General features: G+C 41.9%; 15 protein-coding genes. 7 read left to right on the top strand and 8 right to left on the bottom strand.

Annotated features, from left to right (window positions below; genetic code table 11):
- Window positions 1-13: 13 nt before the first annotated feature.
- Window positions 14-373 carry a Ger(x)C family spore germination protein gene (locus tag L3V42_RS10295; RefSeq protein ID WP_438822756.1) on the top strand — a complete coding sequence of 120 codons (360 nt, stop codon included), beginning with the start codon at window positions 14-16 and terminating at the stop codon, window positions 371-373.
- A gap of 379 nt (window positions 374-752) precedes the next feature.
- Here L3V42_RS10295 and L3V42_RS10290 read toward each other — a convergent pair whose 3' ends face one another.
- The 4 genes from L3V42_RS10290 to L3V42_RS10275 form a co-directional block, all read right to left on the bottom strand.
- A complete protein-coding gene (locus L3V42_RS10290) occupies window positions 753-1,475 on the bottom strand; it encodes an amino acid ABC transporter ATP-binding protein (protein WP_235762511.1) in 723 nt (240 codons plus the stop codon).
- Window positions 1,472-2,143 carry an amino acid ABC transporter permease gene (locus L3V42_RS10285; protein ID WP_235762510.1) on the bottom strand — a complete coding sequence of 224 codons (672 nt, stop codon included), beginning with the start codon at window positions 2,141-2,143 and terminating at the stop codon, window positions 1,472-1,474. The genes L3V42_RS10290 and L3V42_RS10285 overlap by 4 nt, the downstream gene beginning before the upstream one ends.
- A 194-nt stretch (window positions 2,144-2,337) precedes the next feature.
- Window positions 2,338-3,177, bottom strand: coding sequence for a transporter substrate-binding domain-containing protein (locus L3V42_RS10280; RefSeq protein WP_235762509.1), 840 nt, complete (start codon window positions 3,175-3,177; stop codon window positions 2,338-2,340).
- Between the two features lie 184 nt (window positions 3,178-3,361).
- Window positions 3,362-5,329 carry an acetate--CoA ligase gene (locus L3V42_RS10275; protein ID WP_238471933.1) on the bottom strand — a complete coding sequence of 656 codons (1,968 nt, stop codon included), beginning with the start codon at window positions 5,327-5,329 and terminating at the stop codon, window positions 3,362-3,364.
- A 251-nt stretch (window positions 5,330-5,580) separates the two neighbouring features.
- On the opposite strand from L3V42_RS10275, the gene L3V42_RS10270 reads away from it, so the two are divergent.
- The 3 genes from L3V42_RS10270 (at window position 5,581) to L3V42_RS10260 (ending at window position 8,597) form a co-directional block, all read left to right on the top strand.
- A complete protein-coding gene (locus L3V42_RS10270; RefSeq protein WP_238471932.1) occupies window positions 5,581-7,329 on the top strand; it encodes a carbon starvation CstA family protein in 1,749 nt (582 codons plus the stop codon).
- 63 nt (window positions 7,330-7,392) lie between these two features.
- The gene (locus tag L3V42_RS10265; protein ID WP_235762507.1) at window positions 7,393-7,650 is read left to right on the top strand and encodes a cory-CC-star protein; all 258 of its coding nucleotides are present in this window, start codon (window positions 7,393-7,395) and stop codon (window positions 7,648-7,650) included.
- A gap of 23 nt (window positions 7,651-7,673) precedes the next feature.
- On the top strand, window positions 7,674-8,597 hold the full coding sequence (locus L3V42_RS10260; RefSeq protein WP_238471931.1) for an ArsA family ATPase: 924 nt from the start codon (window positions 7,674-7,676) through the stop codon (window positions 8,595-8,597).
- Between the two features lie 82 nt (window positions 8,598-8,679).
- Here the strand turns inward: L3V42_RS10260 and L3V42_RS10255 are convergent, their stop codons facing one another.
- A complete protein-coding gene (locus L3V42_RS10255; RefSeq protein WP_238471930.1) occupies window positions 8,680-9,552 on the bottom strand; it encodes an SDR family oxidoreductase in 873 nt (290 codons plus the stop codon).
- 174 nt (window positions 9,553-9,726) lie between these two features.
- Between L3V42_RS10255 and L3V42_RS10250 the strand changes: the two genes are divergently transcribed.
- Complete coding sequence (locus tag L3V42_RS10250) at window positions 9,727-11,022, top strand: NCS2 family permease (RefSeq protein WP_235762504.1); 1,296 nt, start codon at window positions 9,727-9,729, stop codon at window positions 11,020-11,022.
- Window positions 11,023-11,095: 73 nt separating this feature from the next.
- Here the strand turns inward: L3V42_RS10250 and L3V42_RS10245 are convergent, their stop codons facing one another.
- Genes L3V42_RS10245 through L3V42_RS10235 form a run of 3 tightly spaced genes read right to left on the bottom strand, consistent with a single transcriptional unit; the run spans window position 11,096 to window position 12,949 of the window.
- Window positions 11,096-11,785, bottom strand: coding sequence for an ABC transporter ATP-binding protein (locus L3V42_RS10245; protein WP_238471929.1), 690 nt, complete (start codon window positions 11,783-11,785; stop codon window positions 11,096-11,098).
- A complete protein-coding gene (locus tag L3V42_RS10240) occupies window positions 11,782-12,159 on the bottom strand; it encodes a GntR family transcriptional regulator (protein WP_238471928.1) in 378 nt (125 codons plus the stop codon). Before L3V42_RS10240 ends, L3V42_RS10245 begins: the two co-directional genes overlap by 4 nt.
- A gap of 4 nt (window positions 12,160-12,163) precedes the next feature.
- Window positions 12,164-12,949, bottom strand: coding sequence for a hypothetical protein (locus L3V42_RS10235; protein WP_235762501.1), 786 nt, complete (start codon window positions 12,947-12,949; stop codon window positions 12,164-12,166).
- Window positions 12,950-13,295: 346 nt separating this feature from the next.
- Here L3V42_RS10235 and L3V42_RS10230 point away from each other — a divergent pair, with 346 nt between their 5' ends.
- Both L3V42_RS10230 and L3V42_RS10225 read left to right on the top strand, forming a co-directional pair.
- Window positions 13,296-14,705: an amino acid permease gene (locus tag L3V42_RS10230; RefSeq protein ID WP_235762500.1), complete on the top strand. Its 1,410-nt coding sequence runs from the start codon at window positions 13,296-13,298 to the stop codon at window positions 14,703-14,705.
- A 184-nt stretch (window positions 14,706-14,889) separates the two neighbouring features.
- Window positions 14,890-16,158, top strand: a complete 1,269-nt coding sequence (locus L3V42_RS10225; RefSeq protein WP_235762499.1) for an alcohol acetyltransferase — start codon at window positions 14,890-14,892, stop codon at window positions 16,156-16,158.
- Window position 16,159: the final 1 nt, after the last annotated feature.

Below are 16,159 nucleotides of genomic sequence, written 5' to 3'. Positions count from 1 at the left end.
ACAGAATCATGTTATAAAGAGCTCTTTCGTTCGGGATTTAAATATTGGACAATCGAGCAGGGAAGAGCGTTCGGTAACCAATATAATGACAAGCGCAAAAGGAAGAAATATCAGGGAAGCAAGTCTTCATGTCGACCGGAATATCGCCGGTACATTTGATCCAGCAAAAGGGAGAACCGTCATTTTGGGAAAAGATCTTGCTAGGGAAAATATTTATCAAGCATTCGATTCAGTGTTTCGTAAACCGCGGGTCAATATAAATGCATATGTAGCAATGACAGATGGAACAGCCGAAGATCTCTTGACCCACTTATCCGAAAATGAAGTAGAAAAAGCAGAATTCTTCTATGAACTATTCGATAGCAGCGAATAGTTTACCGAGATCCCTTTTATTACACTTCAGAGTTGCTAACGTTATTATTTGATGAAGGGAAGGATTTCTTTATTCCGTATGTAGGTATCGATGAAGAAGTAAAGATGGCAAGTGTCAAAGGTGGTGCACTTTTCCATCAAGAAGATTTACCGCTAAAGGAACTAATAAGCTCTATCTATGACCTGAGGTGGTGATAATCCGTCGCATAAGGAACTGACACGCTTATCTATAACCTATCACAGTAATAACAGCTTACAACCAGCATTGGTATGCTCGTTCAATGCCTTGAACTAAAAGTAATTCACCAGCTTGGACGTATATTACAAAGAAGAAGCAGGGATTGACCCTGCTTCCATGCGCGAGACTGCTATATCAATTCTCAAAGAATTTTATTTAGGAATTCTTTCGTCCGCTTGCTTTGCGGGTCGGTAAAGATCTGATTAGGGTCCCCTTCCTCCATGATAACCCCCTCATCCATAAAGAAAACCCGATCGCCCACCTCGCGGGCAAATCCCATTTCATGGGTAACGACAACCATCGTCATCCCGTCCATGGCGAGGCGTTTCATCACTTCAAGCACTTCTCCAACAAGTTCTGGGTCAAGTGCTGAGGTCGGTTCATCAAACAACATCAGCTTCGGCTCCATTGCAAGCGAGCGGGCGATGGCTACACGTTGCTGCTGACCACCGGAAAGCTGGGATGGATATTGTTCCGCCTTCTCCGCAAGTCCCACTTTTTCAAGCAGATCCATCCCTCGCTTTCTCGCCTCCTTATTTGATATTTTCCTCACTTTCATTGGCGCAAGCATTAAATTTTCAATAACCGACTTATGAGGGAATAAATTAAAATGTTGAAACACCATTCCGACTTCTGTGCGGATTTTATTAATATTTACCTTTGGATCTGCTAAATTATCCCCATCTATAACTACTTCTCCATTGGTGATCGCTTCAAGTAAGTTCAAGCAGCGTAAAAATGTACTCTTACCAGACCCGCTCGGCCCGATCACACAAACTACTTCTTCGTCAGCAATCTCACAGTTAATTCCTTTTAAAACTTCATGGTCTCCAAACGATTTATGCAAATCCTTCACCGTAATCATTGAACATCCAACCTTCTTTCTACGTAGCGTAAAATATAAGACAGGGACAACGTAATCGCCAAGTAAAACACAGCTACCGTCGTATATATCTCAACGGCATTAAAATGGTTTGAAGCGATTAATCTGCCTTGGAACATCAACTCAGGAACGAGAATGACAGATAATAGCGAGGTATCTTTAATACTGATGATAAACTGGTTACCTAAAGGTGGAATCATCCGCTTAAATGCTTGCGGCCAAATGATATATTTCATCGTTTGTGACTGATTCAGACCTAAAGACCGGCCTGCCTCATGCTGACCTTTATCAATTGATTGAACTGCACCACGGACAATTTCCGCAATATAAGCACCAGAGTTAATCGAAATAACGACAATCCCAGCTACTACGGAAGCCATATTGTATCCAGTAATAAGCGGCAAAGCAAAGTAAATCCAAATAGCTTGCACGAGAACCGGGGTACCACGTATCACTTCAATATAAATCGAAGAAACCGCATAGAAAAATTTATTTTTAGAAATCCGTCCGAGCCCAAAGATTCCGCCTAAAATAAAACCAATTAACAGTCCGACTACCGAAATTAACAGAGTATAGTAAAGACCTGTTCCTAAGTTGGGTAAAAAATCAATTACACTTGCCCAATTAAAACGCGAAAATCGCTCTAGCATCCTTTCACCTCTTCAATTGAAATAAGGCTTATCTTATCTGAATGAATTTCATAATTACCAAAAACGGCTTCTTCGCCACAGCATGTAGTTAAGAAAGCTTCTACGAAACTACATATTGTGGCGTAGAAGCGGTAAATCCTTATTATGAAATTCATTAATCTGTTTGGATAAGCCTTATTATTTACGTGTTTTATTTAGTCCTCTTCCGTTCCCTCTTCACTGTCACCTTCCGCATCGCTAAACCATTTATTATAAATCTCATCATATGTTCCATTTTCTCTTAATGTAGCTAATGCATCGTTAATGGCGGCAACTAAATCTTCATTCCCGGCGGTGATGCCAATCCCATAATCTTCTGCTTGATAAAGTTCGCCGACCACTTTCATACTGCCATTTCCTTCTGTTGCAATATAATATTCAATATTCGGTAGATCATACATGACCGCATCCGCACTACCATTTTCTACAGCAAGGTAAACCTGGTCCATTTGCTCATACTCATTGATTTCCGCACCTGGAACATTCTCTCTTAGATAGTTACCAGAAGTAGTTCCTAGGCGAGTCGCTACGGTTTTCCCATCCAAATCTTCCAGTCCATTAATATCATCCCGGTCAGCTAGCACACCGATGGCAATCCCTGATTCATAATAGGGATCAGAGAAATCAATAACTTCTGCACGCTCTTCCGTAATACTCATTCCTGCAATCGCTATTTCAAATTGACCGGTCTGCAGTCCTGGAATAATTCCGTCAAAATTTGTTGTTTCAATTTCATCATTCTCAATCCCAAAGCCTGCTTCTTCAGCAATTGCTTTAATTAATTCAATATCAAAACCGACAAGCTCCCCGTCTTCCACGAATTCAAAAGGGACGAAGGAATTATCGCTAACAACCGTATACGTATCTTCCAAATCATACTCCCCATCAGCAGAAGCTGTATCGGAATCTCCCTCATCCGACGTCCCGCAAGCCGCAAGTAATGTCACGAGCCCCACAAAAAATAGAATCCCAAGTTTTCTTAAATCTTTAACCATCTAAAATCCTCCCCTTATGTTTTTGTAGCAACTACGATAAATAACCACTACTCGATATGTAATGCTACATTTTTAATTATTTAATCTATAACCTAAATTCGGACAATTAAAACATCAGTAAATGGAACTGGGGTCAGAGCATTTGTACCAGTGGGACAAATGCTCTGACCCTGATGTCCCGCATTCACCTTTCCTTGGCAGTGACGACTTCTTTGATTTGCTGGATTGCTGCCGGGTCTTCCAGACCAGTTACGTCCCCTGCAACGTCACCTTCTACTTGCAGTTCTTTCAGTAACCGGCGCATAATCTTTCCGCTGACCGTTTTCGGCATTGCTTCGACAAAGAAGACATCACGTGGTTTTGCAATTTGGCCGATCCCTTTTACAATGCTCGCTTCAATCTTTTTCCTTAAATCCTCATTTCCTATATACCCTTCCGCAACGGTGACAAATACAATCGGCACTTCCCCCTTAATTTTATTAGGCGCACCAATCACAGCAGCTTCCGACACACCAGGAACTTCAAGGACCGCACTTTCAATTTCCATCGTACTTAATCGGTGACCGGATACGTTAAAGGCATCATCGGAACGACCGACAACCCAGAAATAACCATCTTCATCAATTAAGGCGATATCACTTGCATAATAACTTCCTTTGACCTGGCTAAAATAGGTCGCATGATAACGTTCCGGCTCTTTCCATAATGTGCGAGAGAGCATCGGGAATGGATTGCGGATAACAAGGTTTCCAAGTGTCCCTGCTGGAACTGGTGCTCCTGCAGCATCCACCACAGCTGCATCAATTCCAAGGAAAGCAACACCGGCAGATCCAGGTTTCATCGGTGTCAGCCAAGCCGCTCCTGCAAGCGGAGTCCCAGCGGTTTCCGTTTGGCCCCATGTATTATTTACACAAATATTTCCACCACCTAAAACATCCCTAGTCCAGTGCCACGTATCCGGGTCAAATGGTTCTCCTACAAGGGATACAACATCGAGACAAGATAAATCATATGCACCGAGCGCCTTCTCCCCGAGACTCCGCAGCATTCGTAATGCGGTAGGAGCGGTGAATAGCTTATTGACACGATACTTTTCAATCATTTGATAGATTCGGTCCTGATCCGGATAGTTTGGTGCTCCGTCATAAACTACTGTTGTTACCCCGTTAGCTAAGGAACCCGCAACACCCCAAATATGCATCGTCAGCCAGCCCACATCAGCCGTACACCAGAAAACATCATCTGATTGATGATTCATATGATACTTCGCATAAATATAATTCTGAATGACAAAAGCCATCCCTGAGTGTACTACCCCTTTCGGCTTCCCAGTCGTACCACTCGTATAAAAAACAATTCCCGGCTCATTCGCTTCAACCCACGCCGGTTCACAATGAATTGCTACTTTTTTCCGTTCTTCATGCCACCAGACATCCCTGCCCTTTTTCATTGCAATTTTGCTTCCTAACCGGTCGACAACAAGTACACCGGTAACGCTCGTTATATCACGTACAACCTGGTTCACTTTACTTTTAAGCGGAATCGTTTGCCCGCGCCGTACAGCCGCATCGGCCGTTACAACAACTTTCGGCTCAAAAGCTTGTAGACGGTCACGTAAGGATTGCTCGGAAAAACCGGAAAAAATGGTGCTATATACTGCCCCAAGCCGGAAACATGCTAGTATCGCAATAAAGGATTCAGCAAGATTCGGTAAATAAATCGCTACTGGGTCACCTTTTTTAATTCCTAAAGACTTCAGCACATTGGCGAAACGGCTCACTTCAACCAGAAGCATCTGATACGTATAAAAACTTGTTTCCCCGTCTTCCCCTTCCCAGATAAGAGCGGTTCGGTTGCCGGCACCATTTTCGATATGACGATCAAGCAAGTTATAACACGGGTTACTGATTCCCCCTTTAAAAAACTCAAAATCAGGCAGCTCACCAGTCATCGTTTCTTCCCATGGTTTGAACCAGTGCAGTTCACTCGCAACCTCTGCCCAAAATGCTTCCGGATCTTCCTGTGACCGCTTCAATAACGCTGCAAAAGCTTCACTATTTCCAAGCTCTGCTTTTTGTTGTTCCTCTTCTGTCGGATGAACTAACTTGCTGTTCCTGACGATTTCCTGAATTCCCCCAACATCCGTATGCATCTTATATAACCTCCTTTAGCTAATTTCGTTAGAAACAAAGATGAGACTTCCCGAAATGATAACGCTTCCAACATTATGCATCTTAAAATTCGTTTGTTCTAATAATATATCTATTCAGAATGAAAAGTCAACAAAGTTGAGTAGAATCTTTTAACTTTTTCCAAATCATTCGCAATTGAAAATAACCCGCATGTTTTATAGTCCATAAAATATATATAGTAGTAGCTTATGACAAAGGGGGAAGACATGCTGTGAATGCAATTTTAGTTGCCATCATTGGAATGCTTATTTTAGCGCTTGGTTATCGCTATTATTCCAAATTCGTGGCGGAAAAGATTTTCAGACTAGATCCGAACTATGTCACACCTGCCCACCGGTACAATGATGGAGTCGATTATATACCCACGAATAAGCTTATCTTGTGGGGACATCATTTCACCTCTGTAGCAGGGGCTGCTCCGATCTTAGGTCCGGCAATTGCGTTATATTGGGGCTGGCTTCCGGCATTTCTCTGGGTTATCCTCGGAACGGTTTTTGCAGCGGGGGTTCATGATTTCGGAACACTGGCAATATCAGTGCGTAACAAAGGACAATCTATCGGAACCATTGCCGAAAAGTTGATTGGAAGACGCGGGAAAATCTTATTTTTATTTATCATTCTTACCCTTGTTCTAATGGTTAATGCTGTGTTTGCTTGGGTTATCGCCAATCTGTTCATCTCTTATCCAGCAAGTGTTTTTCCGGTATTCATTCAAATTCCTTTAGCAATCTGGATTGGCTTTGCGGTGTACAAGCGGAAAGCGAAAATGCTTCTTCCATCATTAATTGCTCTTGGTGTAATGTATTTAGCTGCTATTTTTGCGGCCGAATACCAATTTCTCCAAATCGACCTCGTCCAGTACATGGGAGGAGAAAATGGAACTGGGATCTTCGGTTTAGGTGCAGTTGGAACCGCGTTTATGATCTGGATTATTATATTGATGATCTATGTCTATTTCGCTTCAACTTTACCTGTATGGATGCTCCTCCAGCCGAGAGACTTCATCAATTCTCATCAGCTCGTCGTTGGGCTCGGTATTCTTTATCTCGGTCTTTTATTTACAAATCCTACGATTACGGCACCAGCGACAAATGCAAATCCGGATACTCCTTGGCTGCCGTTGCTCTTTATCACGATCGCTTGTGGTGCTATATCCGGTTTCCATGGCCTTGTTTCATCGGGTACATCGGCAAAGCAATTGAATAAAGAAACGGACGCCCGATTTGTTGGCTATTTAGGGGCAGTTGGAGAAGGTATTTTAGCTCTTATCTCCATCCTAGCAGTTGCAACTTTATTCCATAATGCAGACGCTTTTAAAGAAGCATATTCCAGCTTTAGTGCTGCAAATGCTGGCGGTCTTGGGAATTTCGTTGAAGGTGCATCCGTTCTAGCAGGCGGTCTTGGCATACCAGCTCATATTTCCGTAACAATCGTATCCATCATTGTCGTCAGTTTTGCGGCGACGACATTAGATACTGCCGTTCGACTAATGCGCTATATTATTGCGGAGATTGGCGCGGAATACAATGTACAACCACTCACAAAAAAACATGTCGCCACATCTGTTGCCGTTCTATCTAGTGCTGCCCTTGCAATTCTCCCTGAAGGACCAAGCGGATTCGGTTCTGGCGGATATTTAATCTGGCCGCTTTTTGGAACATCGAACCAATTACTTGCAGGGATCAGCTTACTGCTCATCTCCATTTGGCTGAAGCGGAAATGCATCAACTATGCCGTTACCCTCATCCCAATGATTTTCGTCATGTTTATGACGTTGTATGCCATGTTCCAGCAAGTATTCTTTGAATGGATTTGGTTCGGAAATGAAGCAAATAATCTACTCTTTGTCCTCGGATCGGTCATTTTTGTCTTTGCGGTATGGATCACGTTGACTGCGATACAAGTGTTCAGAGGGAAATTCGAACAAGAGAATGTGGATGATGAGCGGACAGATAAGTAATTTTAAAAGGGATCATTCATTTGGTCCCTTTTCCTATATATCAATAAAGAAGAAGGTGTTAAAGTGCTGGACCGTCTTAAACGCATCATAGAAATATATGAAGAAATCCTTCGTATGCCCCATCGTACGGAAATTGCCCGTGAATTACGGGAAGAGGACGATATTTTTTTACTCTTGCTTTACTCCGAAATGATTGGAATTCCGAACCCCGTCTACTACTATACGCTGGAACTTTATCCATACATGATTGAGAAGTTCCATGACTGGCATTTACGGATGGGTATGGAGAAATCCCCCCTATCCGGTATTCGTTGCTGTTAATTATTGAGGAAAGGTGGCTTCACATGTTAAACGATACAAAGAAAATCTTATTTATCGGGGGTAAAGGCGGTGTAGGGAAATCAACTTCCGCTTCAGCTATTGCTTGGAGACTCGCTATAATGGGGAAGAAAACCTTACTTATTTCTACAGATCCAGCCCATAATCTAGGGGATATTTTCTCCGTAAAGATTGGCGGAGAACCGAAAAAAATTGTTCAAAATTTATATGCGCTTGAAATTAATCCGGAACACGAGACGACGAAATATATTAATACCGTAAAAGACAATATAAAAGGGGTCGTCCATTCAAGCATGGCTGACGAAGTATACCGTCAGCTCGACACAGTAAAAGCTTCACCAGGTGCAGATGAGGCAGCATTATTTGATAAACTCATTTCCATTATCATTGAAGAAAGGGAAGAATATGACCATCTCGTATTTGATACTGCACCAACCGGACATACAATCAGGCTCCTAACCTTGCCAGAACTAATGGGAGTTTGGATAGAAGGAATGCTTAAGAAACGGAAGAAAACGAATGAAAACTATGTACAGTTATTGAATGATGGTGAGCCAATTGAAGATCCAATCTATGAGGTATTACTGGAAAGGAAAAATCGCTTCCGTAAAGCGCGGGAAATCCTGCTTAATCAGGATCGAACAGGCTTTATCTTCGTTCTCAATCCGGAGAGGTTACCTATTTTAGAAACGAAAAAAGCTATTGATTTATTAGCAAGATATGACCTGCACGTCCATACAATCATCATTAATAAAATACTGCCAAAAGAAGCAGACGGAGCATTTATAAAAAAGCGAAAAGAACATGAAAAGCTGTACTTGGAACAAATCCAACAGCTATTCAGACAGCAAAAACTCATTCATGTACCACTACTCTCTGAAGACATTACAACGACAGATCAATTACACACCTTCAGTAATTATTATTAAAATACGGGACATGGGGTCAGTGCAAACGTCCCAATTGGGACATTTGCACTGACCCCATGTCCCAACTTCAGTCATGAGAGGTTCAACCGCTTACGATTGTTCCACCGTTTACATGGATGGTTTGGCCTGTGACATAGCTTGCGTCTGCACTTGCCAAATAAACATAGGCAGGTGCTAATTCTCTCGGTTGACCTGGTCGTTTCATTGGGGAATCGCCGCCAAACTGGCCAACTTTTTCTTTATCGAAAGATGCGGGAATAAGTGGTGTCCAAATTGGTCCTGGCGCAACTGCGTTCACACGGATTCCTTTATCCACAAGGGACTGGGACAGGGAACGTGTGAAGGAAGTGATTGCACCCTTTGTCGCGGAGTAATCGATTAAATCCACATTACCTTTGTACGCAGTAATCGAGGAAGTATTAATGATTGCACTGCCCTTTTTTAAATTCGGCAAGACAGCTTTCGTCAAATAAAACATGCTGAATACGTTGGTACGAAACGTTTTCTCCAGTTGTGCACTTGTAATACCCATAAAATCTTTCTGCTGATGCTGCTCCCCTGCGTTATTCACAAGGATATCGATTTTTTTATAATGCTTTAATACTTGCGTCACTGCCGATTCACAAAATGTTTGGCTGCCAATATCACCGCTAATAAGCAAACAGTTCTGTCCTTCCTGCTCCACCAACCGCTTCGTATCATCAGCATCTTGATGCTCATCCAGGTAGATAATCGCAACATCTGCCCCTTCTTTTGCAAAATAGACGCTGACAGCACGGCCGATTCCGCTATCTCCACCAGTAATGATTGCTACTTTTCCTGCTAATTTACCACTGCCTTTATAATTTGGACTTGTATATTCTGGTTCCGGCTTCATTTTTGATTCAATCCCCGGCTGCTTGTCCTGCATTTGTGCAGGTGGGGTTATTTTCCCATTCTTCTCTTCCATTTCCATCGTTCAATTACCTCCTTGGATGTAAGATTATCATGTACGTTCGCGTGTACTTTTCCCATATTCGCGAAAGGTTAATCATCAAGCATCTTTTTGGGATATTTTTTGTTGATTATTGGGGGATTTATCGATAATATATGGAATGTTGGTTAATAACTTTAAGAGAGAATGGTGTGTATGTTAGAGAAATTCTTTAAACTGAAAGAAAATAATACAACGATTCGTACAGAATTCACAGCAGGTCTCACAACCTTTCTTACGATGGCTTATATTGTTGTCGTGAATCCAGCAATCCTCCATAGTGCGGGAGTACCTTTTGAACAAGTGTTTATGGCAACTATCATCACAGCCATCGTTGGCTCATTGATGATGGGGTTACTCGCAAATTATCCGATCGCAATCGCTCCAGGCATGGGGTTAAACGCCTATTTCGCCTCCGTAGTTGCTACACAGGGATTGTCTTACCAAACTGTGTTCGGCACGGTATTTATTGCTGGTATTCTATTCCTCCTTCTTAGCTTAACGACATTGCGGGAGACGTTGATTAATAAAATACCAAATAGCTTAAAATTCGGGATCACCGCTGGTATTGGTTTATTCATCGCTTTCGTTGGATTGAAAAATTCAGGGCTTGTCGTTCCAAATGAGACCAATATTATCGGGATGGGGGATTTAACCGATCCGATGGTGATGCTCACCATTGTTGGATTATTCCTTACGTTAGTGTTCTATATGCTAAACATTCGAGGCGCACTATTTCTTGGTATGATTCTGACAGGAATTCTGGCCTACTTCACGGGACAAATTCAATTCGAAGGCGTTATTTCTGCACCGCCTGCTCCAGTATTTTTCGATTTAGATATCGCAGGCGTTTTCTCACACGGCCTTTATACCGTCGTTATTGCATTTTTACTTGTTACATTATTTGATACAACAGGAACAATCATCGGAGTCGCGGAGCAAGGCGGGTTCATGAAGGATGGAAAATTACCGCGCTCTAAACAAGCCTTGATGGCTGATGCAACAGCTACAACGGTCGGGTCTGTATTCGGGACAAGCCCGGCAACTGCTTATATTGAGTCAACTTCAGGTGTTGCTGCGGGCGGGAGGACAGGACTGACTAGCTTTTTCGTCTCCCTACTATTTGCCTTGTCAATATTCTTCACGCCGATTATTAGTGTCGTAGCTAACGTTCCGGCAATCACGTCGCCAGTCTTGATCATCGTTGGTTCATTTATGATGCAAGGCTTGGCAAAAATTGACTGGAAATCGTTTGATGAAGCATTCCCAACCTTTATTACAATGATTGCCATGCCATTTACAGCTAGCATCGCAACCGGAATCGCAGTCGGGTTCATCACGTACCCACTCATGAAACTAGCAAGAGGTAAAGGCAAAGAAGTTCACTGGCTCATTTACCTGTTCGCTTTGCTTTTCCTTTTGCAGCTCCTATTCTTTCCGATGAACGGGTAATTAGCGGGACAGGGGGTCAGTGCAAATGTCCCAGTTTTTGGGACACTTGCACTGACCCCATTGCTCTCTTCCATCATGCATAGATTTCCGTCATCCAATCAACGATGCTTTGTTTGTTTTCTTTTCTAATATTGTCAACATTATGATGTGCGATGATATTTCCGTCCCTGATTGCCACAATTTCATCTAGAATATTTTCCACTTCTCTAATCTCGTGTGTCGTAATTAAGACGAGTTGTTTATCTAAATCTACAAAGGAAATAAGTCCTTTGACAATTGAGTTTCGCACCATCGGGTCAAGACCCGAAAAAGGTTCATCCATCAAGACAACTGACGCATTCCGACCTAAGGTAAGCACGATTTTCACCCGGCCCCGATTCCCTTTTGACAAATGTTTCAACTTCTGCTGTGGCTCAAGCTTCATAAACTTCATAATTTCATACGCCTTCTCGATATCGAAGTCCGCAAATTGACTCGCTTGAAACTCAATTGCATCCTTCACGGTGAAGAAACGATAATATTCATCCAGCTCCGATAGGTAGGATACAGAGGTAGCAATTTTCCGAGTGACTTTTTCACCGTTTACCGTAATATCTCCGCGTGTTGGATGATTCAAACCGGCAATCAGCTTCAGTGTCGTCGATTTACCGCTCCCATTTTCCCCGACAAGACCAATTAACTTTCCCTTGGATAAAGTTAAATTCACGTCTTCCAGTGCCATTTTCGTCCCATACTTCTTCGTGACATCCGTTAACTTAATCATTCCTTACTCCCCTCCTCATCTAAAAAATCCGCCAGTCCCCGTGTGATTTCCTCTTTTGAATAGCCCATTTCATCCATCTGTCGCGTGAAATTCTGTAAGATTTCAGCTTTCATTTCTTCCCGGATTGCAGCAAGCACTGCTGTATTCCCCGTAACAAAGGTTCCTTGCCCCCGCTTTGACTCAACAATTTCCATCGATTCCAACTCCCTGTATGTTCGTTGTACCGTATTCGGATTTACATTCACCTCAATCGCCATCTCACGAACAGACGGCAGCTTATCACCCGCATGCAATTCTCCCCGGATGATTTGCTTCTTGATCAATTCTGCAATCTGTTCATAAATCGGCTTTGAAGAATGGAATAAATCTGCCATTCCACTACACCTCAACTTTTCTATCAATCATCCAACAAGCTGCGAAAAACATAATAATGGAAACAATAAGATCTCTTATAAAATGTCCAATATAAAAAATGGAAGCTTCACTCAGTGTGTTTGCTTCGAAAGCATTATCCATGTAACCAAACTCGAATCCGACGATAATGTCATCCACTCTGATCGGCCCCCATGTTGTGATTGTCTCAACGAATCCCATACTCGTAATTAAGCCATAAACCCATCCGGTAATAAGAAAAAGCATGAATGTCAAAATGAAACTGAGAAAATCATTCATCTGCTGACTAAAGGTTAGAAATATCGACCAGAAGAAAATAAATGTGACAGCTAACCATATTGCCCCGTTAAAGACAACCGCTGTAGAAAGTCCCATAATATTATAAATAGTTTGCTCATTGAAAAAGTCAATGTTTTGATTGAAAAATAGGGAAGATGCTGACAAAGTAACCACGAATGTAACAGCCATAAACACGATACCCGTGAACAATTTGGATAGGAGCAATCCAGCGATGGACATCGGTGTATGCAACCAGAGATGTAATCTTTTTCTTTCTGAACTTAATGTGTAGTGAAGATAAAAAACTAAGAAAAGAATATGAACCCCCATTACAAACATAAATGCCATCAAAATTAACGCTTCTTCATGATCAATTTGTTTCCCTAAAAAATACGCACCAACCATCATTCCAGCATACAAAATCAAAGCAGTAATAAAAACTGGAAAACCAAGCCGAAACTCCTTCTTCGTTAACGCCAACCAAGCACCCATTTTTTCATCCTCCCGTACATTGCATTAGTGTACCACTCAAATAGTACACTAATACTAAAAGAACTGTCAACACCCTTTTTAAAGTTGGGACAGCGGGGTCGGAGCATTCGCCCCAAACACTGGGACAAATACTCTGACCCCACTTTTCAATCTAAATAAACAGATGCGATAACATAATTTTACATTTAGTAAACTATCATCTAAAATAAATTTACAATTCATCTATAGATTTTAACTTTGAACTTTTATATGATTATTTAAAATACTTTAAACAACACGCGTGTTTGTAAGCGCTATCTTTCGTTTGAAGTAGTAGAATTATAACTTTACAGTGGGAGGAATTGGGATGAGTAATCAGCAAGGTCAATTGAAATCTGATTTAAAAGTGAGACATATAAGTATGATTTCAATTGCAGGTGTTATCGGGGCAGGTTTATTTATTGGTAGTGGGGCAGTCATTAATTCCTCTGGACCAGGTGCACTTCTTTCGTATGCTTTTGCCGGGTTAGTTGTTGTCCTCGTGATGAGAATGCTTGGAGAAATGGCGGCAGCCAGGCCAACAAGCGGGTCCTTTTCCACATATGCAAGTGATGCGATCGGACCATGGGCCGGATTTACGATTGGTTGGTTATACTGGTTTTTCTGGACGGTTGTCATTGCAATTGAAGCGATTGCTGGTGCAGCCATTATCCAGTACTGGATACCAGATTTTCCACTCTGGCTCATGGCGCTTATCCTAACTGTATCTCTTACGATGACGAATTTATTTTCCGTCAAATCCTTTGGTGAGTTTGAATATTGGTTCTCCCTCATCAAGGTTGTTAGTATTGTTGCATTTCTGATATTAGGACTCTGTGTTATCTTCGGCTGGTACCCGGGCATCGGCGCTCCTGGTACATCCAATCTATTTGGTAATGGCGGGTTCATGCCAACTGGTTTCAGTTCTGTCTTGATTGGGATAACCGTTGTTATTTTCTCATTTATGGGAACTGAAATTGTCGCCATTGCGGCGGGCGAATCGGAGCACCCAGCGAAGTCCGTGCGAATCGCAACCAATAGTGTCATTTGGAGAATACTTATCTTCTATATTGGTTCCATTGCCATCGTCGTCACACTATTACCATGGAACTCGGCAAATATCTTGGTAAGTCCATTTGTTGCGGTGCTTGATTATGTCGGCATACCAGCCGCAGCGCAAATTATGAATTTCGTCGTTTTAACAGCTGTACTTTCTTGCTTGAACTCAGCCCTCTATGCAAATTCCCGGATGCTATTCGGAATGGCGCAGAAAGGGGAAGCACCGAAAGCTTTCCAGAAGTTGAGTAAAAAAGGGGTACCAGTTCGAGCAATTTTATTCAGTACATCATTCGCTTATGTTGCCGTTATTTTCAGCTATATTTCACCGGACAAACTGTTTCTTTTCCTCGTAAATTCGTCAGGTGCAGTTGCCTTACTTGTTTATCTTGTCATTGCCTTCTCCCATTTACGAATGAGAAGAAAGCTAGAGGAGGAAGATCCAGGATCCCTGAAAATAAAAATGTGGTTATTCCCGTACTTAACCTATGCGACTATTCTATTCATCGTTGGGATTTACGGGGCCATGTTCTTTATTGAGTCCTTAAGAATTCAAGCGATTCTCACTTCCCTAATAGCCGTATTTACCGTTGCTTCCTATTTTATGTTTGTCCGGAGTAAAGAAGCCGTTAAAAATTTGCAGGAGGACATGACGCAAACATCTTCGGAACATACGAGATGATGAAAAGATGTCAGGCACATTGATTTGTGCTTGACATCTTTTTTCCAATCGGGACATGGGGTCAGTGCATTTGTCCCAAAATTCTGGGACAGATGTACTGACCCCATGCCCCAGTTTCTTTCCCTCTCTCCCATATGGTATAATGACCAGGTAATAAAGATACGGCAGGAAGGAGCTGAAAGCTATGGGAAATGATAAATCATGGTACAAATTAGATAATGCCGGGAAACTATATTCCTCTATCATATCCTCCCGTGCGACAACCCTATTCCGACTTTCTGCCACACTTACAACCCAAATTGATCCAGCCTATTTGCAGCAGGCCCTGGAACTAACCCTGGAACGCTTTCCTTTTTTCAAAGTTCAATTAAAGCAAGGCTTTTTTTGGTATTATTTTGAAGGTACCGAACAAATGCCGAAAGTGGAAAAGGAAATGTATTATCCATGTATCAGCTTATCGATTAAAAAGCGTGGTTCTTTCCCTTACCGGGTATATTATTATAACAATCGAATTGCTTTGGAATTGTCGCATAGTATGACGGACGGGACGGGCGGTCTACAATTTTTAAATGAACTCGTCAAACTATATTTGCATTTGAAGGAATCCATCCCGATTGAGGTGGAGAATATAAGTAATGAACAGCTGCAAATGGAAACAGAAAATGCTTTCCGTAAATATTATGATAAAAAAATACCTGCTCCAAGAACGCGTGTAGGAAGTTCATACAAATTGCCGCTGGAATTAGATAAAAAGGGGTATTATCATATTGTTACGGGAATTGTCTCAGTAGAAGCGCTAAAGAAAAAAGCGAAAGAATATAATGTGTCGATCACTATCTTTCTTACTGCTGTTTATATCCAATGTCTGTTAAAAATTCAAGAAAAAACGTCAAGGCGTAAACGGCCAATTGTCATCAATGTTCCAGTTAATATGCGCTCTTTCTTTCCAAGCGACACGATGCGGAACTTTTTTGTAAGCATTACACCTTCAATTGATGCGCGGCTCGGCGAATATGAATTTGAAGAAATCATTCAGGAGTTAAACATTGAATTCAGCCGTCTATTGACACCGAAAAAATTAAAGCAATACATCAAGCGCAGTGTTATCAGCGAGAAATCTTTGGCGTTACGATTAATGCCATCACCAATTAAAGACATTGTTGCTCCGTCCATTTATTCTTTTTTTGGTGAGGGTCAATATACAAGCGGCTTATCTAACTTAGGCGTTGTACAAGTTCCTAGTGAAATGGAGGCATTCATCGAAAGGATCGAATGCTATCCGCCTCCTAGTATTGGAAATAAAGTGAAGGTCATCCTAATTAGCTACAAACAGCATATGTATATTTCATTTGGTAATTTATCCAGAGATCGCGTAGTTGAGCGCGAATTCTTCCGTAGCCTCAGGCGGTTCGGAATTGAAGTAGTAATAGAAACAAACGATGAGGAGAATTAAA

It is taken from the genome of Oceanobacillus alkalisoli, from assembly GCF_022213125.1.
Classification (GTDB): Bacteria; Bacillota; Bacilli; order Bacillales; family Amphibacillaceae; genus Oceanobacillus; species Oceanobacillus alkalisoli.
The sequence above is the reverse complement of the archived record's forward strand: the minus strand, read 5'-3'. Positions and strand labels throughout refer to the sequence as shown.

Bases quoted from the DNA above. Each gene is read 5' to 3' on its own strand.
- L3V42_RS10245 (WP_238471929.1), bottom strand. From the start codon at position 11,785: ATGATTAAGTTAACGGATGTCACGAAGAAGTATGGGACGAAAATGGCA.
- L3V42_RS10285 (WP_235762510.1), bottom strand. From the start codon at position 2,143: ATGCTAGAGCGATTTTCGCGTTTTAATTGGGCAAGTGTAATTGATTTT.
- L3V42_RS10235 (WP_235762501.1), bottom strand. From the start codon at position 12,949: ATGGGTGCTTGGTTGGCGTTAACGAAGAAGGAGTTTCGGCTTGGTTTT.
- L3V42_RS10240 (WP_238471928.1), bottom strand. From the start codon at position 12,159: ATGGCAGATTTATTCCATTCTTCAAAGCCGATTTATGAACAGATTGCA.
- L3V42_RS10290 (WP_235762511.1), bottom strand. From the start codon at position 1,475: ATGATTACGGTGAAGGATTTGCATAAATCGTTTGGAGACCATGAAGTT.
- L3V42_RS10230 (WP_235762500.1), top strand. From the start codon at position 13,296: ATGAGTAATCAGCAAGGTCAATTGAAATCTGATTTAAAAGTGAGACAT.
- L3V42_RS10250 (WP_235762504.1), top strand. From the start codon at position 9,727: ATGTTAGAGAAATTCTTTAAACTGAAAGAAAATAATACAACGATTCGT.
- L3V42_RS10280 (WP_235762509.1), bottom strand. From the start codon at position 3,177: ATGGTTAAAGATTTAAGAAAACTTGGGATTCTATTTTTTGTGGGGCTC.
- L3V42_RS10260 (WP_238471931.1), top strand. From the start codon at position 7,674: ATGTTAAACGATACAAAGAAAATCTTATTTATCGGGGGTAAAGGCGGT.
- L3V42_RS10225 (WP_235762499.1), top strand. From the start codon at position 14,890: ATGGGAAATGATAAATCATGGTACAAATTAGATAATGCCGGGAAACTA.
- L3V42_RS10275 (WP_238471933.1), bottom strand. From the start codon at position 5,329: ATGCATACGGATGTTGGGGGAATTCAGGAAATCGTCAGGAACAGCAAG.
- L3V42_RS10255 (WP_238471930.1), bottom strand. From the start codon at position 9,552: ATGGAAATGGAAGAGAAGAATGGGAAAATAACCCCACCTGCACAAATG.